Origin of the sequence: Streptomyces zaehneri (assembly GCF_032248645.1) — a bacterium.
In the GTDB taxonomy this organism is placed as follows: Bacteria; Actinomycetota; Actinomycetes; order Streptomycetales; family Streptomycetaceae; genus Streptomyces; species Streptomyces coriariae.
This window is the reverse complement of the sequence record NZ_JASTTJ010000003.1, coordinates 315,718-336,260: the sequence shown is the minus strand read 5'-3', so window position 1 is coordinate 336,260 and position 20,543 is coordinate 315,718. Positions and strand designations below refer to the sequence as shown.

19 protein-coding genes and 1 pseudogene are annotated in these 20,543 nt (G+C 73.0%); 13 read left to right on the top strand and 7 right to left on the bottom strand.

The features are described 5' to 3' along the window. Nucleotides 1-5: 5 nt before the first annotated feature. A complete protein-coding gene (locus QQM72_RS07175) occupies nucleotides 6-1,043 on the bottom strand; it encodes a LacI family DNA-binding transcriptional regulator (RefSeq protein WP_314219930.1) in 1,038 nt (345 codons plus the stop codon). A 128-nt stretch (nucleotides 1,044-1,171) separates the two neighbouring features. On the opposite strand from QQM72_RS07175, the gene QQM72_RS07170 reads away from it, so the two are divergent. Together QQM72_RS07170 and QQM72_RS07165 are read left to right on the top strand one after the other, a co-directional pair. Further along, nucleotides 1,172-1,843, top strand: a complete 672-nt coding sequence (locus QQM72_RS07170) for a TetR/AcrR family transcriptional regulator (protein WP_314219929.1) — start codon at nucleotides 1,172-1,174, stop codon at nucleotides 1,841-1,843. 37 nt (nucleotides 1,844-1,880) lie between these two features. Next, complete coding sequence (locus QQM72_RS07165; protein ID WP_314219928.1) at nucleotides 1,881-3,008, top strand: FAD-dependent oxidoreductase; 1,128 nt, start codon at nucleotides 1,881-1,883, stop codon at nucleotides 3,006-3,008. Here the strand turns inward: QQM72_RS07165 and QQM72_RS07160 are convergent. Next, the gene (locus tag QQM72_RS07160; RefSeq protein WP_314219927.1) at nucleotides 2,992-3,693 is read right to left on the bottom strand and encodes a TetR/AcrR family transcriptional regulator; all 702 of its coding nucleotides are present in this window, start codon (nucleotides 3,691-3,693) and stop codon (nucleotides 2,992-2,994) included. The two genes, QQM72_RS07165 and QQM72_RS07160, sit on opposite strands and share 17 nt — an antisense overlap. A 100-nt stretch (nucleotides 3,694-3,793) precedes the next feature. On the opposite strand from QQM72_RS07160, the gene QQM72_RS07155 reads away from it, so the two are divergent. Beyond that, nucleotides 3,794-4,357, top strand: a complete 564-nt coding sequence (locus tag QQM72_RS07155) for an NAD(P)H-dependent oxidoreductase (RefSeq protein WP_057604119.1) — start codon at nucleotides 3,794-3,796, stop codon at nucleotides 4,355-4,357. A 118-nt stretch (nucleotides 4,358-4,475) separates the two neighbouring features. Here the strand turns inward: QQM72_RS07155 and QQM72_RS07150 are convergent, their stop codons facing one another. Further along, nucleotides 4,476-5,357 carry an LLM class F420-dependent oxidoreductase gene (locus tag QQM72_RS07150; RefSeq protein ID WP_314219926.1) on the bottom strand — a complete coding sequence of 294 codons (882 nt, stop codon included), beginning with the start codon at nucleotides 5,355-5,357 and terminating at the stop codon, nucleotides 4,476-4,478. A gap of 192 nt (nucleotides 5,358-5,549) precedes the next feature. Between QQM72_RS07150 and QQM72_RS07145 the strand changes: the two genes are divergently transcribed. Then, nucleotides 5,550-6,497, top strand: a complete 948-nt coding sequence (locus QQM72_RS07145) for an FkbM family methyltransferase (RefSeq protein ID WP_314219925.1) — start codon at nucleotides 5,550-5,552, stop codon at nucleotides 6,495-6,497. 60 nt (nucleotides 6,498-6,557) lie between these two features. Here QQM72_RS07145 and QQM72_RS07140 read toward each other — a convergent pair. Beyond that, nucleotides 6,558-6,683, bottom strand: a pseudogene (locus QQM72_RS07140) (TerC family protein); the annotation flags it as partial. Nucleotides 6,684-6,991: 308 nt separating this feature from the next. On the opposite strand from QQM72_RS07140, the gene QQM72_RS07135 reads away from it, so the two are divergent. The 3 genes from QQM72_RS07135 (at nucleotide 6,992) to QQM72_RS07125 (ending at nucleotide 10,119) form a co-directional block, all read left to right on the top strand. Further along, nucleotides 6,992-8,137 carry an ABC transporter substrate-binding protein gene (locus QQM72_RS07135; protein ID WP_314219924.1) on the top strand — a complete coding sequence of 382 codons (1,146 nt, stop codon included), beginning with the start codon at nucleotides 6,992-6,994 and terminating at the stop codon, nucleotides 8,135-8,137. A 90-nt stretch (nucleotides 8,138-8,227) separates the two neighbouring features. Then, nucleotides 8,228-9,478 carry a sensor histidine kinase gene (locus tag QQM72_RS07130; RefSeq protein ID WP_314219923.1) on the top strand — a complete coding sequence of 417 codons (1,251 nt, stop codon included), beginning with the start codon at nucleotides 8,228-8,230 and terminating at the stop codon, nucleotides 9,476-9,478. Further along, nucleotides 9,475-10,119 carry a response regulator transcription factor gene (locus QQM72_RS07125; RefSeq protein ID WP_314219922.1) on the top strand — a complete coding sequence of 215 codons (645 nt, stop codon included), beginning with the start codon at nucleotides 9,475-9,477 and terminating at the stop codon, nucleotides 10,117-10,119. Before QQM72_RS07130 ends, QQM72_RS07125 begins: the two co-directional genes overlap by 4 nt. 195 nt (nucleotides 10,120-10,314) lie before the next feature. Here the strand turns inward: QQM72_RS07125 and QQM72_RS07120 are convergent, their stop codons facing one another. Continuing rightward, nucleotides 10,315-11,772, bottom strand: coding sequence for an MFS transporter (locus QQM72_RS07120; protein ID WP_314219921.1), 1,458 nt, complete (start codon nucleotides 11,770-11,772; stop codon nucleotides 10,315-10,317). Nucleotides 11,773-11,939: 167 nt separating this feature from the next. On the opposite strand from QQM72_RS07120, the gene QQM72_RS07115 reads away from it, so the two are divergent. Then, entirely contained in the window at nucleotides 11,940-12,395 is a 456-nt protein-coding gene (locus tag QQM72_RS07115) for a MarR family winged helix-turn-helix transcriptional regulator (RefSeq protein ID WP_020127572.1), read from the top strand. A 402-nt stretch (nucleotides 12,396-12,797) separates the two neighbouring features. Next, nucleotides 12,798-13,919, top strand: coding sequence for a PP2C family protein-serine/threonine phosphatase (locus QQM72_RS07110; RefSeq protein WP_314219920.1), 1,122 nt, complete (start codon nucleotides 12,798-12,800; stop codon nucleotides 13,917-13,919). A 250-nt stretch (nucleotides 13,920-14,169) separates the two neighbouring features. Here the strand turns inward: QQM72_RS07110 and QQM72_RS07105 are convergent, their stop codons facing one another. Further along, the gene (locus tag QQM72_RS07105; RefSeq protein ID WP_314219919.1) at nucleotides 14,170-15,558 is read right to left on the bottom strand and encodes a glycoside hydrolase family 43 protein; all 1,389 of its coding nucleotides are present in this window, start codon (nucleotides 15,556-15,558) and stop codon (nucleotides 14,170-14,172) included. 248 nt (nucleotides 15,559-15,806) lie between these two features. Between QQM72_RS07105 and QQM72_RS07100 the strand changes: the two genes are divergently transcribed. From QQM72_RS07100 to QQM72_RS07085, 4 genes are all read left to right on the top strand, one after another. Then, nucleotides 15,807-17,228, top strand: coding sequence for an amidase (locus tag QQM72_RS07100; protein ID WP_314219918.1), 1,422 nt, complete (start codon nucleotides 15,807-15,809; stop codon nucleotides 17,226-17,228). A 26-nt stretch (nucleotides 17,229-17,254) separates the two neighbouring features. Then, nucleotides 17,255-17,473: a hypothetical protein gene (locus QQM72_RS07095; protein WP_314219917.1), complete on the top strand. Its 219-nt coding sequence runs from the start codon at nucleotides 17,255-17,257 to the stop codon at nucleotides 17,471-17,473. 154 nt (nucleotides 17,474-17,627) lie between these two features. Continuing rightward, a complete protein-coding gene (locus tag QQM72_RS07090) occupies nucleotides 17,628-19,109 on the top strand; it encodes a flotillin family protein (protein WP_314219916.1) in 1,482 nt (493 codons plus the stop codon). Between the two features lie 44 nt (nucleotides 19,110-19,153). Next, nucleotides 19,154-19,600, top strand: a complete 447-nt coding sequence (locus tag QQM72_RS07085; protein WP_314219915.1) for a type II toxin-antitoxin system PemK/MazF family toxin — start codon at nucleotides 19,154-19,156, stop codon at nucleotides 19,598-19,600. Here the strand turns inward: QQM72_RS07085 and QQM72_RS07080 are convergent. Continuing rightward, entirely contained in the window at nucleotides 19,585-20,445 is an 861-nt protein-coding gene (locus QQM72_RS07080) for a TIGR02452 family protein (RefSeq protein WP_314219914.1), read from the bottom strand. The two genes, QQM72_RS07085 and QQM72_RS07080, sit on opposite strands and share 16 nt — an antisense overlap. Nucleotides 20,446-20,543 lie beyond the last annotated feature (98 nt).

Here is a 20,543-nt window from a genome sequence, read left to right as displayed (position 1 = left end):
GTAGTTCAGCTGGAGTCGCGCTGCACCACGGTGGCTCCGAACGGTTCGTGCGCCTCGGGGGCGGCCGCGGGGCTGCGCACCGCCCGGTCGACCAGCGAGGCGAGGTCCCGGCCGGAGGGCAGCGCGATCCGCACGGTGCTGAGCCGGGGCCGCAGCAGCCGCCCGAGCATCACGTCGTCGGCGCCGATGACGGCGACGTCCTCGGGGACGCGCAGGCCCGCGTCCTGAAGGGCGCGCATCAGCAGCATGGCGTACTCGTCGTTGTAGGCGAAGACGGCGTCGAGACCGAGGGCGGGCCAGCGGGCGGCGAGGGCGGCCGCCGACGCCTCGGTGTAGGCCAGGGACAGCTCGGTGACGGTGGCGTCCGTGCCGTGCAGCGCCTCGCGGGAGCCGGCCAGGCGGGGCGCGGAGAACATCTCCATCCCGCGCTCGGCCGGGACGACCACCCCGATCCGGCGGCGGCCGCGGGCGTACAGGTGCGCGGCGGCGCTGCGGCCGACGTCGGCGTGGTCCAGCAGCAGCGCGCGGGCGCCCTCGACCGCCTCGGGACCGAGGGTCACCACGGCTCGGGCGCCGGACCTCTTCAGTACGGCGACCCCCTCCGGGCCGACGCCGGGGCTGGGCACCAGCACGGCGACGGGCCGCAGTTCGGCCCAGGCCCGGGCCGCGTCGTCACCGCGCAGACCGGTGGCGCCGTACTGGACGACGGTGTAGTCGAGGCGGCTCAGCGCCCCCTGGAAGTCGTGCACGAACTGGGAGTAGAGGGGGCCCGCCGGGACGGGCAGGGTGGGCATCAGGACCATGCGGCTGTGGCCTGCCCGCAGGGTACGGGCGGCCGCGTGCGGCACGTACCCGAGTTCCTTGGCGGCCTCGTGCACGCGGCGGCGGGTGGGCTCGCTGATGCGTACGGCGCTGGCGTTGTTCAGGACGTAGGAGACGGTCGCGCGCGAGACGCCGGCCAGGCGGGCCACGTCGGCGCTCGTGGGCACGGGGCGCGGCGCCGGCGACATCGTCGGCGCGGGCGTGTTCGGTATCTGCACCATGACGTACGGCATCTTGGCAGAAGCTGTGAACGGGGCTCCGGGCGGGGGACGCCGAAATCCGATGAGCCGTCAACGAACACGTTCGTGACGTACTTGTTCGCAACGAACATGTTCGGTACGGTGAAGACATGACAGCACGCCCCGACACCCCGCGCAGTCGCCGGGAACGCCCGGCCAAGCCCGCTCTGACCAGGGAGGGCATCGTGGCCGCCGCCTTCGCGGTACTGCGCGCCGAAGGCCTGCGGAAGCTGACCATGCGGCGCCTGGCCGAGGAGCTCGACACCGGCCCGGCCTCCCTGTACGTCTACGTCCGCAACACCGCGGAGCTGCACGCGGCAGTGCTCGACGAGCTGCTGGGCACGGCCCTGCCCGCCCCGGCCGAGGGGACCTGGCGGGAGCGGCTGGAAGGGGTGCTCACCTCGTACACCGCGATGCTCTTCGCCTACCCGGACCTGGCCCGCTCCGCGATCACCGCCCGGCCCAGCGGCCCGCACTACCTGAACCTGATCGAGACCCTGCTGGCCCTGCTCGACGAGGGCGGGGTGCCGCCCACGCAGGCCGCGTGGGGCGTCGACCTGCTGCTCCAGCACGCCACCGCGACGGCCGCCGAGCACACGGACGAGGCCTCACCCGAGGACTGGGACGCCCTGCTGCACGCGGTGCGCGAGGCGTCGGAGCGGACCCATCCGCACATCGCGGGCCTCGCCGGACCGCTGCTCTCGGGATCGCCCGAAGCCCGCCTCTCCTGGGGGCTCCAGGCGCTGATCAGCGGCATCGAGCGGACCGCCGTACCCCAATGACGACCCACAGCACGATCAGACGACCACAGGAGGACCCATGCACCATCCCGTAGCGATCATCGGCGCCGGACTCGGCGGCCTCACCCTCGCCCGTGTGCTGCACGTGCACGGCATCGAGGCGGCCGTCCTCGACCTGGACGCCTCGCCCGGCGCCCGCACCCAGGGCGGCATGCTCGACATCCATCTGGACTCCGGCCAGGAGGCACTGCGCGCCGCCGGACTGCACGAGGAGTTCCGGACGCTGGTCCTGCCCGGCGGCCAGGCCACCCGGGTCCTCGACAAGGACGCGGTGGTCCGCTTCGAGGGGGCCGACGACGGGACCGGCGAGCGCCCCGAGGTCGACCGGGGCGCCCTGCGCGACCTGCTGCTGAACGCGTTGCCCCAGGGAACGGTCCGCTGGGGGGCGAAGGTCACCGGCGCGCGTCCGCTGGGCGCCGGGCGGCACGAGGTGCGTCTCGAGGACGGCTCCGCCTTCACCACGGACCTGCTGGTCGGCGCCGACGGAGCCTGGTCACGCATCCGCCCGCTGCTCTCCGGGTCCCGGCCCGCGTACACGGGCGTGTCGTTCGTCGAGACGGACCTGCTGGACGCGGACGCCCGCCATCCGGTGAGCGCCGGCGTGGTCGGCGGCGGGTTCCTCCTCGCGCTCGGCGCCGGCAAGGGCTTCCTCGCGCACCGCGAACCCGACGGCAGCCTGCACGTCTACACCGCCCTGCGGGTCGCCGAGGACTGGGCGGACCGCGTCGACTTCGGCGACGACGAGGCGGCCAGGGGGCACGTCCTGGAGCACTTCGCGGACTGGGACAAGAGCCTGCGGGCGCTGGTCGCCGACGCCGACGGACCACTGGTGCCGCGCCTGATCCACGCCCTGCCGGTCGGCCACCGCTGGGACCGGGTCCCCGGTGTCACCCTGCTCGGCGACGCCGCCCATCTGATGTCGCCGTTCGCGGGCGAGGGCGCCAACCTCGCGATGCTGGACGGCGCCGAACTGGGCCTGGCCCTGGCCGCGCACCCGGGCGAGCGCGAGGCCGCGCTGGCCGCCTACGAGGAGAAGCTGTTCCCGCGCAGCGAGGCGGCCGCTGCCGCCTCCGCCCACAGCGGCGTGGCCCTGTTCGCCGAGGACGCCCCGCGTGCCGTCGTCGACCTCTTCACCGCGGGACCCTGACCGGCGTCGCGCTCGGCACCCGGCCGGTCACCCGGTCGACCAGTTCGCTCCAGCCCGCCTCCAGGCGCGCCGCCGGCATGCCGCACTGCCGGGTGAGGTGATGGACGAGGACCGGGCTGAGGTACCCCATCAGCGTGTGGGCCAGCAGTTCGGCGTCCGCGTCGGGCAGGGCCTGGCGCAGCAGCAGGACCAGGTGGCTGTGGTGGACACGGCGCGGCGGCACGGAGTACCGGCGGTCCGGACCGGGCTCGGCCGCCAGTTGAAGGTCCAGTTCGTCCACGGCCCGCCTGAGCATGGCGACACCGAAGGCCCGCAGCCGCTCCACGGGCTCCGCGCCCGGCCCCAGCGGCGGGGGACCGCTCAGGAACGCGGCCTGGAAGTTGCGCTCCGAGTGGTCCAGGAGCGCGGTCAGCAGCCCGGTGCGGTCGCCGAAGCGCCGGAACACCGTGCCCTTGCCCACGTTCGCCGCGCTCGCCACCGCCTCCATCGTGACTCCGGCCGCGCCGTGCTCGGCGATCAGCCGGGCGGCGGCGTCCAGCAGCCTGGCCCGGTTGCGGGCCGCGTCGGCGCGCAGGCACGGCTCGTCCCCGGCCGGCCCCAGGTGCAGCAGCTCGGGCTCGGTCAGGCTCTCCTCGGGCTCCGGACAGGGAGGCAGAACGGCGGACATGAACTCAGCGTAAAGCATCGGGAATGAAACTGGACCGCGGTCCGGTTAGGATGCTAGAACACTAAACGGACCTCGGTCCGGATTTGTAACGGCCATGTTTCAGTCTCTGGGAGTACCCATGTCTGTCCGCATCCTCGCGCTCGTCGGCAGCCTTCGCGCCGGTTCGACCAACCGCCAGCTCGCCGAGGCGGCCGTCAAGGTCGCTCCCGAGGGCGCCACCGTCGACCTCTTCGAGGGCCTGGCCGAGATCCCCTTCTACAACGAGGACCTCGACGTCGAGGGCAGCGTCCCGGCCGCCGCCGCCAAGCTGCGTGCGGCCGCCCAGGCCGCCGACGCCTTCCTGCTCTTCTCCCCCGAGTACAACGGCACCATCCCGGCCGTCCTGAAGAACGCCATCGACTGGCTGTCCCGTCCGTACGGCGCCGGCGCCTTCGGCGGCAAGCCCGTCGCCGTGGTCGGCACCGCGTTCGGCCAGTTCGGTGGCGTATGGGCGCAGGACGAGGCCCGCAAGGCCGTGGGCATCGCCGGCGGCAAGGTCATCGAGGACCTCAAGCTCTCCATCCCGGGCTCGCTGACCCGCTTCGCCGAGACCCACCCGGTGGACGACGCCGAGGTCGCCGCCCAGCTGACCGAGGTCGTGGCCCGTCTGCACGGCCACGCGGGCGAGGTCGCGGCCGCCTGACCGGCGGCACGGTGACATAGCAGGACGCGGGGCGCAGGGGTCCGGAACGCTTTCCGGGCCCCTTTCCTCGTGGGCGGCCCCGCTCCGGACGCCTCCGCTCCACGCACTCCCTGTCCGGTCAGTCCAGCTCGGCCAGCCGCACCACGGCCGGGGCCACGAAACGTTCGATCCAGCGGGCCGTCTCGCCCAGACGCGGCGCGAGGATCACCGTGTCGATGCCGAGCTCGGTGTAGCCGGTGAGGTCACGCAGCAGGCCGTCCAGATCACCCTCGTCGGCGGCGTCGCCGGAATAGGTGATCGTCTTCAGGACGGTGTCGTAGTCCCGCCGCTCCGCCTCGCAGTGCCCGCGCAGGACGTCCAGCTTGTGCCGGACCTCCTCGGGGGTCGAGGCGAAGAGGTTGCAGGCGTCCGCGTACCGGGCGACCAGCCGCAGCGTCTTGCGCTCGCCTCCGCCGCCGATCAGGATCTCCGGACGCGGGGAGCTGACCGGGGCGGGCACGCACAGGGTCTCGGCCAGCCGGTAGTGCTCGCCCTCGAACGGCCCGTTGTCGTCCGGGTCCCACATCCGCAGGCAGATGCGCAGTGTCTCCTCCAGCCGCTCGAACCGCTCCGCCGTCGGCGGGAACGCCACCCCGAGCCCCGCGTGCTCACGGTCGTACCAGGCCGCCCCGATACCCAGCGAGGCCCGTCCGCCGGACAGCACGTCGAGCGTGGTGGCGATCTTGGCCAGCAGTCCGGGATGCCGGTAGGTCACACCGGTGACCAGGGTGCCGAGTCTGACCGTGGAGGTGTGGGCCGCGAGGAACGCCAGCGTCGAGTAGGCCTCCAGCATGGGCGCCTCGGCGCCGCCGTTGAACTCCATCTGGAAGTAGTGGTCCATCACCGACAGCCGGCTCACCCCGGCCGCCTCCGCGGCGGCACCGGCCGCGGCCAGCTCGGCGCCCAGCGCGGACGCGCCCCCCGCCTCGCCGAACCGATTGATGTGCACGCCCACACGCATGTCCGTCTCCGATCGTCCGGTCCCGCGGTCTTCTCGCCGTTTCGCCGGCCCCGGTGACGCTAGACCCTGGAGCGCTCTCGAAGTCAAGGGAGACCGGCCGGGCCGGCCCGCGCGTCTTCGTCCGGTCATCCGATCGGCGAATCTCGTTCAAGCCGAAGACCGCCTCCCGTCGCGTCTGATAGGGCTGGGCGGATGCAGACCCTCTATCGACGACTGCTCGGCCTGATGCCCCGTATCGGCGTCCGGGTGACCGACCTCGGACCGGGGACGGCGGTGGTCTCGCGGCGCGGCGGCGCGTACCGGGTGACCGGCGCGGACAAGGACACCTGGGTGCTGCGGCGGACCCGGGACGAGGCCCGTTCCGAGGTCGCCGAGGGCCGCGCCGTGCGGCTGGGCGACACCGGCGCGTTGCTCCTGATGGAGAACCCGGGCGGCCAGGACGAGCGCAGACTCCAACTGGCGGCCGCCGAGTACCTCTGCACCCAGCACGTGGCCGCGATGCTGGAGCTCTACGGCGTGAACTGCGTCTTCGACGTCGGCGCCAACAACGGCCAGTACGCCAGCCGGCTGCGCAGACTCGGCTACACCGGCCGGATCGTGTCCTTCGAGCCCACCTCGGAGACGTTCGCCCGGCTCGAGAAGGCCGCGGCGGACGACCCGGACTGGCAGGTGTACCGGTGCGGACTGGGCCGCGAGGAGACGACGGCCGAGATCCACGTCGGCTGGAAGACGATGAACTCCCTGCTGCCGGCCAGTGACTACGGCAAGGGCCGCTACAGCAGGTTCGCGAAGGCCGACACCGAGGAGATCCGGGTCCGCCGGCTGGACGAGGTCATGGCCGAGGCGCTGGACGGCCTCGCCGATCCGCGCCCCTACCTGAAGATGGACACCCAGGGCTACGACCTCGAGGTGTTCGCCGGGGCCGGGGAGCGGATCCCGGAGTTCGTGGGGATGCAGTCCGAGGTCGCGGTGCTGAAGCTGTACGAGGGCAGTCCCGGCATGGGCGAGGCCGTCGCGGTGTACGAGGCCGCCGGGTTCGGCATCACCGGCATGTACCCCGTGACGCGCGAGGCGACCACGGGGCGGGTGATCGAGTTCGACTGCGTGATGATGCGCGCGGACGCCGCGCCCACACCGTAGAGCCGTCCCGTGCCGTCCCCTCCTCCCGCTCCTGTCGCTCCTGTCGCTCCTGTCGCTCCCGAGGCCCGTCAGCGCGAAGGCGTCGGCGGTGAAGACGATGTACGGGTCCTCGGTCAGCCCGTTGACGGCGGGGATCGAGCCGAGCGCGAACAGCACGTCGCTGGAGCCGATCGCGGGCATCAGCAGGTCATGACCTGCTCGAGCTGCGGCGCGGGGCAGGGCCGTCACCCGCCGAACGGCGGCGCACGCCCCAGGGCCGGCTGCGGCTGCACCTCGCGCTCACGATGCGGCGGCTGGCACGGCCGTGATGCTCCGGCGTGGCGGCGCTCCTCGCGCAGGGGGCGTTCAACCGATCGGTTGAACGGGGATTCCACCGCACGCGCGTCGTCCGCTCCGTCCGGACGACGCGGGCGGGCCGCCGGGCGCAGCAGAATCGACCTCGACCGCGGCGCCCGGTCCCCACCCCCTCAGCGTTCGAAAGAGGTCTCCCCACCATGCCCAGCTTCCCCAGCAGAAGGCGCCTGCTCACCACCGGGGCCGGTGCCGCCCTCGGCCTCGGCGCGCTCGGCGCCGCCTCCACCCCGGCATCCGCGTCCCCGGCGCCGGCCGCTCCCGCGCGGGCCTCCGGCGCCGAGGAGAGAAGGTCCCTCGACGAGCTGTACCGGGCCGCGCTCGCGGAGGGCGGCAGGCTCGTCGTCTACGCGGGCGGCGACACCCCGACCCAGCAGGACGGCACCAAGGCCGCGTTCCTGCAGCGCTTCCCGGACATCGATCTGAAGCTGATCGTCGACTACAGCAAGTACCACGACGTACGCGTGGACAACCAGCTCGCCACCGGCACCCTCGTGCCCGACGTCGTCCAGCTCCAGACCCTCCAGGACTTCGACCGCTGGAAAGCACAGGGCCTCCTGTTGCCGTACCGGCCGGCCGGGTTCTCGAAGGTGCACGACAGGTTCAAGGACCCGCAGGGCGCCTGGGTGGCGATCGCGGCGATCGGCTTCGGCTTCATGTACGCGACGGACGCGGTGGGCACGGACGCGCCGCGCACCCCGCTGGACCTGCTCGACCCGAAGTGGAAGGGAAGGATCGCCTCGTCGTTCCCGCACGACGACGACGCCGTGCTCTACCTGTACTCGCTCTACGTCGAGCACTACGGCTGGGACTGGGCGGCCCGGCTGGCCGCGCAGGACGTCCGGTTCGCGCGCGGCAGCAACTCCCCCGGTGACGCGGTACGCGCCGGGCAGTACGCGATCGGTGTCGGCGGGTCCGGCGCACCGCTCGGCACCGGCCCGGTGAAGTGGGTCCTCCCGGACAGCGCCCCGTTCATGGCGTGGGGGCAGCGGGCGGCGATCCTCAAGCGGGCCGCCCACAGCACGGCCGCCAAGCTCTACCTCAACTGGCAGCTGTCCACGGCCACCCAGCAGGCGTCCTTCAACGGCTGGTCGGTACGCACCGACATCGCTCCCCCGGCCGGCCTGAAGCCGGTCTGGGAGTACCGCAACGCCAACCTCGACGGCTTCCCCAGGTTCATGTCCGACCGGGCCGGGGTGGAGCGGCTGAAGCAGACGTTCGCGCTGTACTTCGGCGAGGTCGAGGGCGACCCGACGCCGGGCTTCCTCGGGCTGCGTCCGGGCGCCTGACGCGCCCCGGCCGCCCTCACACGGCCCCTACAGCTGCCGGATAGACTCGGGCCCCCTGTTCGAACGGATCATCGTCCAAGGGGATCTGCCGTGTCCGACCGCGCTCCCGTCCACACCCCCGCGAGGGCGGCCCGCGGAAGCCGGCCGACCGCCGACCTCCTCGCCCATCTCACCTTCTTCGTCGTCGTGGGCGCCGCCCTGGTCCGGCTGGTGCAGCTGAGGATCGGGCTGTGCTGGGACATCGTGGGCGTCAGCGGGCTGCTGGCGCTGGTGTACGCGGGCGGACTCGCGGCCGGTGAGCGGCTGGGCCGGATCGGCCGGCACCTGTGGGTCGTGGCGCTGCTGGCGCTGTGGACCACGCTGGTCCTCCTCGCGCCCGCGTCGCTCACCGCCGCCTACGTGTGGTGCGCGCTGCCGCTGGCCTGCGCGGCCCTGCGGGTGCTCGGCCGGCGGGCGGCCGGCGCGGCGGTCGGCGCCCTCTCGGTCGTCCTCGCCGGTCAACTCGTGCGCAGCGCCGGGCAGTTCGATCCCGAGCTGGTGCTGATCCCGGTGGCGGCCGTGTGGGGCACCGTCGCCCTCTACCGCGCCCAGCAGCGTGATGCGGCCGAACGGCTGCGGCTGGTCGAGGAGTTGCGGGGCACCCGGGACGTACTGGCCCGGCAGCAGCGGCAGGCCGGGGTGCTGGCCGAGCGGGCCCGGATCGCCCGGGACCTGCACGACACGCTGGCCCAGGAGCTCTCCGGCGGGGTGATGCTGCTCCAGGCCGCCGACCGCGACTGGGACGCGAGGCCGGAGGTGGCCCGGACCCGGATGCGGGCGGTCGCCGACGGACTGCACGCCAACCTCGCCGAGACCCGCAGGATCATCCGCGATCTGACGCCGTCCGCCGTGGACGAGGCCGGTCTGGAGGGCGCGCTGCGGCTGCTGTGCGCGCGGGCGGAGGCGGAGGGCGCGGCGGCCCGGGTGCGGTTCCTCTCGGCGGGCGAGCGCCGGCCGGTCCTGGACGGGCCCACGGCGGCGGCCCTGTTCCGGGTGGCGCAGAGCACGCTGGCCAATGTCCGCGAACACGCGCGGGCGGTGAACGTCCTGGTCACGCTGCACGGGTACGCGGACCGGACGGAGCTCGAAGTGCGTGACGACGGCGCGGGGTTCGAGACCGGCCGGGTCGGCGGCCCCGCAAGGGCCGCCCGGGGGCTCGGCATCCCGGCCGCGCGGGCGCGGCTGCGCGAGTGCGGCGGGGATCTCGTCGTGGGCAGCGTGCCGGGGCGCGGCACGTGTGTCCGGGCGACGGTGCCTGCGCCCGCGAAGAGCCGCCCGGTTGCCCCGGTGGCCGCCCGGTGAGCGGTGCGCCGTTGCGTCTGCTGGTGGCGGACGACCACGCCGTCGTCCGGGCGGGGCTGCGCGCGCTCCTGGAGGGCGAACCCGATCTCGAGGTGGCCGCCGAGGCGGGATCCGGGGAGGACGCCGTACGGCTGGCGGCGCGACTGCTGCCGGACCTGGTGCTGATGGACCTGCGGTTCGGGAGCGGCGCCGGCATCGACGGGATCGAGGCGGTGCGCAGGCTCGCGGCCGAGGCGCCGGGAATCCCGGTGGTGATGCTGACGAGCTACTCGGGCCGGGCCGATGTGGTGCGCGCGCTGGAGGCGGGTGCCCGGGGTTATGTGCTGAAGGCGGGGCCGCCGCAGGAGCTGTTCCGGGCGGTACGGGGCGCCGCGGCCGGTGCGCTCGGGCTGGCGTCGGAGGTGGTGGGCGAGTTGGTCGCCCAGAACCCGGCTCCGGCAAAGGAGTTGAGCGGTCGGGAGGTGGAGGTGGTGCGGCTGCTCGCGGAGGGGCTGAGCAACCGGGCGATCGCCGAGGCACTGTTCCTGAGCGAGGCGACCGTCAAGACGCACCTGGTGCGGGTCTACCGCAAGCTGGGTGCGGACAACCGGGCGGCGGCGGTGTCGGAGGCGGTGCGCAGGGGGCTGCTGGACCTGGCGTAGCTCGGGGGCGGCACGGAGCGAAGGCCGCACGGAGCAAAGGCGCACGAAGCGGAGACGGCACGGCCTGGAGCACGGCCCGGAGCGAAGGCCGCACGGAGCGAAGGCCGCACGGAGCGAAGGCCGCACGGAGCAGACCCGCACGGGGGGAGGCAGCACGGAGGGGGCGACCTGTCGTGGTCGCCCCCCTCAGGTGTCTCAGACCTTGGCCTGTTCGGGCGCGGCGGTCTGGTCGGTCGCGTCCTCGTCGGCCGCGGCGGCGCGGGCGGCGGGGATGACGGCGGCGATGGCCGCGGAGATCAGGGCGAGGGCGCCGCCGACCAGGAGCGCGGTGCGGAAGCCGTCCTCGGAGGCGAAGGTGTGGCCGCCCATGGTCGTGGTCATCTGGGAGAGGATCACACCGATGACGGCGGAGCCGATCGAGGTGCCGAGCGACCGCATGAGGGTGTTGAAGCCGTTGGCGGCGGCGGTCTCCGTGAGCGGGACCGAGCTCATGATCAGGGCGGGCATGGCGCCGTAGGCGAGGCCCACACCACCGCTGGTGATGAGCGTGACCACCATGACGCCCCAGGCGGACCCCGTCAGCGCCAGCGAGACGAAGTAGCCGGCGGCCAGCACCAGGGCACCGCAGACCAGCGTGAACTTCGGGCCGCGGGCGTTGGTGAGCTTTCCGCCGAGCGGGGAGATCAGCATCATCATCAGGCCGCCGGGCGCCATCCACAGACCGGCCGCGAGCATCGACTGGCCGAGGCCGTAGCCGGTGGCCTCCGGGAACTGGAGCAGCTGCGGCATCACCAGCATGCTCGCGTACATGCCGAAGCCGATGAAGACCGAGGCGAGGTTGGTGAGGAGCACCCGGGGACGGGCCGTGGTGCGCAGGTCGATCAGCGGGTCGGTGGTGCGCACCTCCCAGACGCCCCAGCCGACGAGGGCCACGACGGCGGCGGCGACCAGAGCGAGCGTGGTGCCCGAGGCCCAGCCCCAGTCGGCGCCCTTGGAGACCGCGAGCAGCAGCGAGACCAGGCCGACGCCGAGGCCGATCGCGCCGGGCAGGTCGAACCGCTGACCCTTGGCGCCGGCCGGGACGTCCGGGACGAGCGTGAAGATCAGGACGGCGACGACGGCGGCCAGGGCGGCGGAGCCCCAGAACAGCACGCGCCAGTTCGCGTACTGGGCGACCGCGGCGGCCAGCGGCAGGCCGATGGCGCCGCCGATGCCCATGGAGGCACTGACCAGCGCGATGGAGCCGCTGAGCTTCTCGGCCGGTACGACGTCCCGCAGCAGCGCGATGCCGAGGGGCACCATGCCCATGCCCATGCCCTGGAGGCCGCGCCCGACGATCATCGTCACGACGTCGGAGGCGAACGCGCACACCACCGAGCCCACGATCAGCGGCACGGAACAGGCGAGCAGCATCCGGCGCTTGCCCAGCAGATCGCCGAGGCGGCCGACGACGGGCACGCACACGGCGGCCACCAGCAGGGTGACCGTGATCACCCAGGCCGCGTTCGAGGACGAGGTGTCCAGGATCTGCGGCAGCTCGGCGATGAGGGGGGTGACCAGCGTCTGCATGATCGCCGCGGTGGTGCCGGCGAAGGCCAGCGTGGCGATCACGGCGCCTGGGCGGGCCGTGGGCTGGAGAGCGGGGGCGCCCATGGGGACTCCTCGACTTGGGATGTGCGGTGAAGGTCCGCGGGAAGGGTCTGCGCGCAGCACGCGAAGGATGTGCATCGTACATGTCGTGTGTATCGAGCACATGCTGTGGCCCGTGCACAGCGGTGTGCCAGGATGGTGCGGGCGCACGGAAGCAGGAGGTCGGGCACATGGACACGCCGACACACGAGGTCGAGTACGAGCAGATGCTGCTCAGCCGCCACACGTTCCTGAACCAGCGGGGCGGTCGCCGCAAGAACAGCCTCATGGAGCGCAGCGCCTACATCCTGCTCAGCCGGATCCGGGTCCAGGGGCCCATGTCGATCGGGGAACTCAGCGAGGCCTTCGGACTTGACGCCTCCACCCTGAACCGGCAGACGGCGGCGGCGATGCGGGCGGGACTCATCGAGCGGATCCCCGACCCGGAGGGCGGGATGGCCCGCAAGTTCCGGCTCACCGACGAGGGCACGCGCCTGCTGGACTCGGAGCGCGAGGGGATCGTGGACATCCTGGACCAGGTGATGACCGACTGGCCGGACGAGGACATCGCCGCCTTCGCGGGCTATCTACGGCGCTTCAACTACGGTATCGAGGCGATCGGCGGCCGCCCCTGGCCGCGCCCGTGACGGCGTGGCCGCGCCCGGCCGGATGACCTCGTCGCCGTCGCCGGGCCGGCCATGGCCGCGGGCGGCGGTGTCACGACGCGCCGGGCGCCACGCTCGGGGCCCGTGGAGCCCAGCTGCCGGATGGTCCCGCCGAGCACGGGCCGCAACCGCGTCAGCATCTTCGGCTGCGCGCTGACGACCCAGCGGGAACCCACGAGGTACTGGCCTCCGTAGATGCTCGACGCCCGTTCAGCCGCCGTCGCCCGTGCGCGGAACCGGTCCGGCGCCGAGCGGGAAGGAGGAGCGGGGGCCGAGAGCCGCCTCGCGTCCGGGACCGGCGTGGCCCGCGGCCGGCGTCACCACCCGCCGGGGCCGAAGACCTGTCTAAAGTACAGAGAGATCACCACCTGCGCGGGAGTTCCCATGACCGGTCCACGTCGGACGCGCCCCGCCGACGCCCTCGGAGCCATCGAGCCCCCGGGCAACGCCGAGACGGTCGTCGGTGTGCTGTCGGTGACGGTCCTGGTGGAGGTGCTCGGCGTCCTGTCCGAATCCGAGGTGTGGCTCCTCGGACTGCTGGTCTTCCTGCCGGGTACGGCGTCGGCGCTGTGCACCGTCCAGCAGACGAAGTTCGTCGCCGCCTGGACCACCCTGTTCGTGACCCTCACGCTGGTCGTACGTGCCGACGACAACGGCCGGTGGCTCGACCGGGCGCTGCTGGTGCTGCTCACCCTCGCCCTGGGAGCCGCTTCCGTCTACGCCTGCCACCGGCGCATCGCGCGCGAGCACGAGATGCTGCGGCTGCGCTCCACCGCCGCCGCCATGCAGCGGCACATCCTGCATCCCCTGCCCCTGCTCACCGACGACGTGCTGGTCAACGGCGTCTACGAACCCGTGCAGGAGGACCGGCTCGTCGGCGGCGACATCTACGACGTCGTGGCTTCGCCCTTCGGCACCCGCGTGCTGATCGGCGACGTGCAGGGCAAGGGGCTGGCGGCGGTGGGAGCCGCGTTCGCCGTCATCGGCGCCTTCCGTGAGGCGGCCCACCGGGAGCCCACGCTCACCGCGCTCGTCGACGCCCTGGACGCCGCGGTCGTCCGGCACAACTCCTACGCCGAACAGACCGGCGACGACGAGCGGTTCGTCACCGCCCTGATCATCGGCGTCGACGCGGGCACGGAGGCGCAGTTCGTCAACTGCGGGCACATTCCGCCCCGGTTGGTGCACGACGGCGCCGTCACCACACCGGCGGTGGACACCGGCGTCCCGCTCGGGCTCGCGGACCTGGCCGCCGAACCCACCACGGTCGGGTGGTTCGCGTTCCCGGCCGGTTCCACGCTGGTGCTGACCACCGACGGCCTCACCGAGACCCGCGCCCCCGACGGCGCCTTCTACCCGGTCGACGAGCGTCTGATGAAGCACCTCGACCTCTCCCCCACCGAGCTGCCCCTGGCCCTGCACGAGGACGCCCGCGCGTACGCCGGGTACGACCGCCGGCACGACGACGTCGCCGTGCTGACCGTCCGCCGGTCACCGCGGCACTGAACACGGCCGCCGGCCGGCCCGTCCCATGGCACGTCCGTCCCCGATCGTCCGTCCCATGGCGCGCGCTCAGCTCGCGCACACGCTCCTCATGGTGAACGAGGAGAGGGCCGAGCCATGTCCGGCGTCCCCGGTACCCGTGCAGGCACGGTTCGCGTGCTGAGAGTCGACGACGAGCCCGAGCTCACCGAGCTGCCGGCCGGGGCCCCCGTCGGCCCGGCCCGGTACACCGCGCGCCACGAGGCGGGCGTGCTCAGGCCCAGGCGGTCGTCGCCACGAAGGAGCTGTCCTGGCGGAACAGGTCCGTGCCGTCGGGCTGTTCCACCCGGAGCTGGTAGTTGTAGTGGCGCAGGTAGTAGCCGGGGTAGTTGTACGACTCGAAGCGGACCGAACCGCTCACCGAGCCCGTCCGGGCGATGAAGGTGGCGTCCTTGGCGAAGGACGCCGTGCCGTCGTTGGCGTCGAAGCGGCCTCGGAAGGAGTAGTGGCGCAGGTAGTTTCCGGCGGCGTCGCGGAAGGAGTACGCGTTCGCGTCGGCGAGGCCCGCCACCACGGTGAAGGTGGACGCCTGCTTCTCGGCGGTGGTGCTGGAGCTGGTCACCACGGGCAGGTTGAGCAGGGCGGACTGCTCCTGCCAGTAGCGGGTGGTGTAGTTGCCGGACCGGAAGGAGCGGGTGGCGTTCTTCGTGAGCGTGGGGCCACCGGTCACCGTCTCCTTGATGACCGTGAAGTGGCGTGCCGTGCCGGAGATGCCGGGCAGCGCCTTGGGCGCGCTCCAGGTGGCGAAGGAGTCGTAGCTGTCGCTGTAGTAGTAGTTGCCGTCGCCGTAGCCGTCGAAGAAGATCCGCCAGGCGCCGTTGTCGAGCTGGATGACGGACGGGCCCTCGCGGTAGCTGCCCCAGCCCGCCCAGTCGCCGGTCCTGGTGATCGTGTAGGGGCCGGCCAGGCTCGACGCCGTGCCGTACTCGATGTACTTCGCCGTCTCGTTCTTCGTGAACGCGTGGTAGGTCGAGCCGACCTTCACGATGTAGGTGTCGATGTGGTTCGCCCCGATGCCGGACAGGGCGACCGGTGAACTCCACGCGGTGAGCGCGGAGTTGGTGGCCTTCAGCAGATACGGGGTGAAGATCCACTCGTCGCTGGTCACGGAACAGGACACGATGACGTTGACGCTGCCGTCACTGTCGACGAACCACTCCGGCGCCCAGGCGCGGGAGAGGTTGGCGATCGGGACCGTGTAGTCGTACAGGAACGTCCAGTTGACCCGGTCGGAGCTGCGGGCGAAGCCGATGGTGGTGCTGGCGTCCTGCCAGGTGTGGGTCGTGTAGGTGACGTAGTAGTAGCCGTTGGTGTGCTTGAAGACGCTCGCGTCGCGGATGCGGTTGCTCGGCGGGGTGTAGGCGGAGGACTGCAGCAGCCGGAAGTCGGTGGCGTCGTCGGACTGGTAGACGTTCACCGTCCCGTCGTTGCTGTTGAGGAACGGCACGATCGTGTAGCGGGTGGCCGAACCGGCGGCCGGTGCGGCGGCCAGGGCCGTGCCGAGCAGGCCGGGCGCCTCGCCGAGCACGAGCGCCGCGGCGGGCAGGACGGCCATCGCGCGCAGCAGGGCACGGCGGGACGGGGCGGGGGGACGGGTCGTCATGGCGGCTCTCCTACGGCTCAAGGTTCGAAATTCCGAACGAAGTTCGGAAAGTCGATCAGAAGGTAGGGGCGGGGCAGGAACACGTCAATCCTTTGCGCAGGAACGGACGATGCCTTTGGGACGTCTGTGACGGGTCCGGCCGCCGCCCTCCTGGCGGACGGGCAAACCCCTTCCGCCCGCGCGCCGTTCCACCGCCGGGCCGCCAGACGTTACCGTGCGGTAGACATCGTCGTCCCGGAGGTGCCCGCATGACGCCCGACCGTGCCGCAGGCCTGACGGCCACCGCCCGCGCGCTGGCCGAGGGCGAGGTGTCCTCCCGCACGCTCGTCGAGCACACCCTCGCCCGGATCGAGGCGAGCCAGGGCACCCTCAACGCCTTCCGGATCGTCCGGGCCGAGGCCGCGCTCGCCGAAGCCGACGCCGCCGACCGGGAGTTGGCGGCCGGGGGCCGGCGGCCGCTGCTCGGCGTCCCCGTCGCCGTCAAGGACGACATGGACGTGGCGGGCGAGCCGACCGCCTTCGGCTGTCAGGGCGTGCACCCCCCGGTCACCGAGGACGGCGAGGCGGTCCGCCGGCTGCGCGCGGCCGGGGCCGTGATCGTCGGCAAGACCAACACCTGCGAGCTGGGCCAGTGGCCGTTCACCGAGGGCCCGGCCTTCGGCGCGACCCGTAACCCGTGGAGCACCGAGCACACCCCGGGCGGCTCCTCCGGCGGTTCGGCGGCCGCGGTGGCGGCGGGTCTGGTGCCGGCCGCGCTCGGCTCGGACGGGGCCGGCTCGGTCCGCATCCCCGCCTCCTGGACCCATCTGGTCGGCATCAAGCCGCAGCGCGGCCGGGTCTCGACCTGGCCGCGCGGCGAGTCCTTCCACGGCATCACGGTCAACGGCACGCTGGCCCGTACGGTCGCGGACGCGGCGCTGCTGCTCGACGCGGCGAGCGGCAACCACGCGCACGACCCGCACCGGCCGCCCGCCGTCGACGCCTCGGCGGCGGTGGGGCGCGACCCCGGCCGGCTGCGGATCGCGCTGTCGCTGAAGCCCCCGTTCACCGCCGTACCCGCCCGGCTGCGACCCGAGGTGCGCGCCCGCGTCCTCGATGTCGCCGAGCGCCTGGCGGGCCTCGGGCACACCGTCGAGGAGGCCGACCCGCCGTACGGGCAGATCGGACTCACCTTCGTGCCCAGGGCGACCGCGGGCATCGCCGAGCGGGTCGCCGAGGCCCCGTTCCCCGCGCTGCTCGACCGGCGCACCCAGGGCGCCGCCCGGCTGGGCCGGCTGCTGGGCGGGGTCCCGCTGCGGGCGGCCCGGCGCGCGGAGGCCGTCCTGCACCGCCGTATCGGCGGCTTCTTCGAGAGGTACGACGTGGTCCTCGCGCCGACGACGGCCGCTCCCCCGCCCCGCATCGGGGCCATGCTGCACCTGAGCGGCTTCGCCACCGACCGCGCGATGATCGCCGCCTGCCCCTACGCATGGCCGTGGAACGTGCTGGGCTGGCCCGGCGTCAACGTCCCCGCGGGATTCACGCCCGGGGGGCTGCCGGTCGGCGCCCAGTTGCTCGGCCCGGCGAACAGCGAGCCGCTGCTGATCTCGCTCGCCGCCCGGCTGGAGGCGGAGCTGCGCTGGCACGAGAGCTGGCCGCGGGAAGCGGTCGCGGACTCGCCGGCCGGATGAGCGGGTTCCGCCCGTACCCTGTGACCATGGACGATGCGTCGATGGTCGGGCTCATGGGGCGGGTCACCGGGACGATCGGTCCCGGACTCGTCGGCGAGGTGATCGTCCGGGTGCGCGGCGGGGCCGAACACTTCCTCGCGCACCCGGCGGACGGCACCGCCCGCATCGAGTCCGGCACGGTGGTGATGGTGGTGGAACACCTGCCCCCCAGGACGGTCTACGTCACCCGGGCATACGACAGTTGAGCCCGTCCCGGCGCAGGTTGAAGCCGTTCTGTACGTCTTCGGGAACGTAAGCGTCAAGATTGCAACAAGGATTCGCCGACGTCTTCAACCCTGACCCGGGCAGGCGCAGACTCCCTTCGTTCGGTGCCGAAAGGGCACCATCCAAAGGGGGCGTATGCCGATGGTTGTCGGCGTCGTTGCGGGGGTGGCGGTTGTCGCCGTCCTCGGTCTGATCGGTCTGTTCAAGATGATGTGGCGCGTCGCGGAACCCAACGAGGCGCTCGTCATCTCCGGCTCCAACCACCGCACGGAGGGCCTCGAGGCGGGCATGGGTTTCCGCATCGTCACGGGGCGCGGGACGATGGTGATGCCCGGGGTGCAGGTGGTGCGCAAGCTGTCGCTCGACCTGAACGAGACCGAACTGCACGTGGACTGCGTGACGCACCAGGGCATCCCGCTCAAGGTGCGGGGCGTGGTCATCTTCAAGGTCGGCGACGACTTCGTGTCGATCGCCAACGCGGCCCGGCGTTTCCTCGACCAGCAGAAGCTGATGTCGGAGCGGGTGCACAACGTCTTCGCCGGTCATCTGCGGTCCATCGTGGGCGGGTTGACGGTCGAGGACATGATCCGCGACCGGGAGAAGCTCACCGGGCAGACGCGTGCCGCCTGCGGTACGGAGATGGAGAAGCTGGGGCTGATCGTGGACTCGCTGCAGATCCACGAGATCGAGGACCCGACCGGCTACATCAAGAACATGGCGATGCCGCACGCGGCGGCCGTGCAGCGGGACGCGCGGATCGCGCAGGCGGAGGCGAACCGTCTCGCCACGGAGGCGGAGCAGGCGTCGTTCGCCCGGATGGCGGAGGCCACCCGGGACAGCGAGATCCTCCAGGCCGGTTATCAGGCCGAGCGCGACAAGGCGGGCGCGCGGGCCCGTCAGGCGGGACCCCTCGCGGACGCCGCCTCCCGGCAGGAGGTCGTCGTCCAGGAGACGCGGGTCGCCGAACTCGAGGCGCAGCGGCGCGAACAGCAGCTCCAGGCTGATGTCCGCAAGCCCGCGGACGCGCAGGCCTACGAGAAGCGCACGCTGGCCGAGGCGGAGCGCGACGCGCGGATCTCGGCGGCGCAGGCCAAGGCGAAGGAGACGGAACTCGCGGCCGCCGCCGAGGCGACCCGGGTCAAGGCCGCCGCCGGCGCCGAGGCCGAGGCGACCAGGACCCGGGGCGAGGCCAGTGCGGCCGCCACCCGGGCCACCGGTGAGGCCGAGGCGGCCTCCGCGCAGGCCAGGGGTCTGGCGGCGGCCGAGGCGGCGAAGGCGCAGGGCCTCGCGGAGGCGGAGGCCATCAAGGCACGGGCCGCCGCGCTGGCCGAGAACCAGGAGGCGGTCGTCGCCCAGCAACTCGCCGAGAACTGGCCGGAGATCGTGAAGGCGGGCGCGTCCGCGTTCGGCAGCGTCGACAACATGGTGGTGCTCAACGGCGCCGACGGCGTGGCCGACATGTTGGCCAAGGCGCTCACCATGGGCGGGACGGGACTCGGTCTGGCCCGTCAGCTGCTCTCCTCCATGAACCAGAACGGACAGGCGGCGAACGGGACTTCGCCGCTCAACGGTGTGGCGAACCCGCCTGCGCAGCGGGTGCCGGTCGAGGAGAAGTGACCCGCTGACGACACGCTCACGGGGGCACCGCTTAAGGTGCCCCCGTGACCGCGTTTACCGATGCAGACGTCCCGGGCCGCTCCGGCCCCTCCGCCACCACCGAGGCCGACCCCCGCGAGGTCGGCCGGGTGCGTACCGAGTACTCCCCCGCGCACGACGGAGACCCGGACCCCGGCGAGATCGTGTGGACCTGGGTGCCCTTCGAGGAGAACGACGGCCGGGGCAAGGACCGCCCGGTGCTCGTCGTCGCGCGGGAGGCCCGCGGGACCTTCCTCGCCGTACAGCTGTCGAGCAAGGGGCACGACGGCGACCGGGAGTGGGTGCCGATCGGCAGCGGGCCCTGGGACCGGTCCGGGCGGGACTCCTGGGTGGCCGTGGACCGCGTCCTGCGGCTGCACGAGGGCGGCATGCGCCGTGAGGCCTGCGCGCTGGACCGGATGCGGTTCAGCCTGGTCCGGCACCGCCTGCACGAGCGCTACGGCTGGACCTGAGGGATCCCCTGGCCGAACACCCGCTCGAAAGCGGCCGGCACCACGCTTCCCGGCGTCCGGTCCAGTACCCCGAACACCACATGCTCGAACGTCCGCTCGAACCGCCCTCCGGGGCCGAGCAGCGCCCGGAACGCCCCCGCCACCTGCGCGGGGTCGTTGCGGAACACCCCGCAGCCCCAGGCGCCCAGCACCAGCCGCCGGTAGCCGTGCGCGGCGGCCGTCTCCAGGACCCGCTCGGCGCGGACGGCCAGTGCGGCCGGCAACCCGGACGCGCGCTCCGGGACCGTCCGCAGCACCACGCCCGCGTTCGGGGCGGCGGCCGTCAGAAAACCGGCGCCGTAGGGCTCGTCGAGCAGCCGGCCCCGGTCGTCACGGAAGACGGGCACGGCCGGTGAGTGGATGACGCGGTCCGTGTAGAACGGGTCGCGGTGGGCGCGGTGGTGGTCGTAGAACTCCCGGGCCTCCAGCAGGCAGGTGTACAGCGCGGAGGCCCGGCACAGGGCTTCCTCCTGCGCCTGGGCGCCGTTGAGGTAGCCGCCGCCCGGATTGCGGGCGGAGGCGAAGTTCAGCACGGCGACCGGACCGGCGCCGGCCAGCCGGCGGGCGGCCTCCAGGCTGCTCTCGCCGGTGACCTCGACCGACGTGTCGCCGAAGGCCCGCGCCGGCGAGTCCACGGCCTGCCCCTCCGGTACGTCGACCGGCCCCGGTCCCGCCATCCGCGTCCCGGCCCGGGCCGTCTCGATCGCCGCGGAGAGGGACACCTCGCGCCCGTCGGACGCGCGGTAGCACCCCGCCGCGACGATCTCCTCCGTCTCGCGCGCGATGCCGCGCAGCCGCGCGCTCATGGCGCCACCCCCGTGGACCCCATGGCCGTGCGCCGCGCGGTCTCGCGCACCCCGCCCGCCTCCCCCGTCGTGCTCATACACGCATCGTGAGCGATCCT

Coding starts and splice junctions, on each gene's coding strand:
- QQM72_RS07105 (WP_314219919.1), bottom strand. CDS start 15,558: ATGACGACCCGTCCCCCCGCCCCGTCCCGCCGTGCCCTGCTGCGCGCG.
- QQM72_RS07095 (WP_314219917.1), top strand. CDS start 17,255: ATGGACGATGCGTCGATGGTCGGGCTCATGGGGCGGGTCACCGGGACG.
- QQM72_RS07175 (WP_314219930.1), bottom strand. CDS start 1,043: ATGGTGCAGATACCGAACACGCCCGCGCCGACGATGTCGCCGGCGCCG.
- QQM72_RS07165 (WP_314219928.1), top strand. CDS start 1,881: ATGCACCATCCCGTAGCGATCATCGGCGCCGGACTCGGCGGCCTCACC.
- QQM72_RS07080 (WP_314219914.1), bottom strand. CDS start 20,445: ATGAGCGCGCGGCTGCGCGGCATCGCGCGCGAGACGGAGGAGATCGTC.
- QQM72_RS07135 (WP_314219924.1), top strand. CDS start 6,992: ATGCCCAGCTTCCCCAGCAGAAGGCGCCTGCTCACCACCGGGGCCGGT.
- QQM72_RS07115 (WP_020127572.1), top strand. CDS start 11,940: ATGGACACGCCGACACACGAGGTCGAGTACGAGCAGATGCTGCTCAGC.
- QQM72_RS07120 (WP_314219921.1), bottom strand. CDS start 11,772: ATGGGCGCCCCCGCTCTCCAGCCCACGGCCCGCCCAGGCGCCGTGATC.
- QQM72_RS07160 (WP_314219927.1), bottom strand. CDS start 3,693: ATGCTTTACGCTGAGTTCATGTCCGCCGTTCTGCCTCCCTGTCCGGAG.
- QQM72_RS07155 (WP_057604119.1), top strand. CDS start 3,794: ATGTCTGTCCGCATCCTCGCGCTCGTCGGCAGCCTTCGCGCCGGTTCG.
- QQM72_RS07100 (WP_314219918.1), top strand. CDS start 15,807: ATGACGCCCGACCGTGCCGCAGGCCTGACGGCCACCGCCCGCGCGCTG.
- QQM72_RS07150 (WP_314219926.1), bottom strand. CDS start 5,357: ATGCGTGTGGGCGTGCACATCAATCGGTTCGGCGAGGCGGGGGGCGCG.
- QQM72_RS07090 (WP_314219916.1), top strand. CDS start 17,628: ATGCCGATGGTTGTCGGCGTCGTTGCGGGGGTGGCGGTTGTCGCCGTC.
- QQM72_RS07110 (WP_314219920.1), top strand. CDS start 12,798: ATGACCGGTCCACGTCGGACGCGCCCCGCCGACGCCCTCGGAGCCATC.
- QQM72_RS07170 (WP_314219929.1), top strand. CDS start 1,172: ATGACAGCACGCCCCGACACCCCGCGCAGTCGCCGGGAACGCCCGGCC.
- QQM72_RS07145 (WP_314219925.1), top strand. CDS start 5,550: ATGCAGACCCTCTATCGACGACTGCTCGGCCTGATGCCCCGTATCGGC.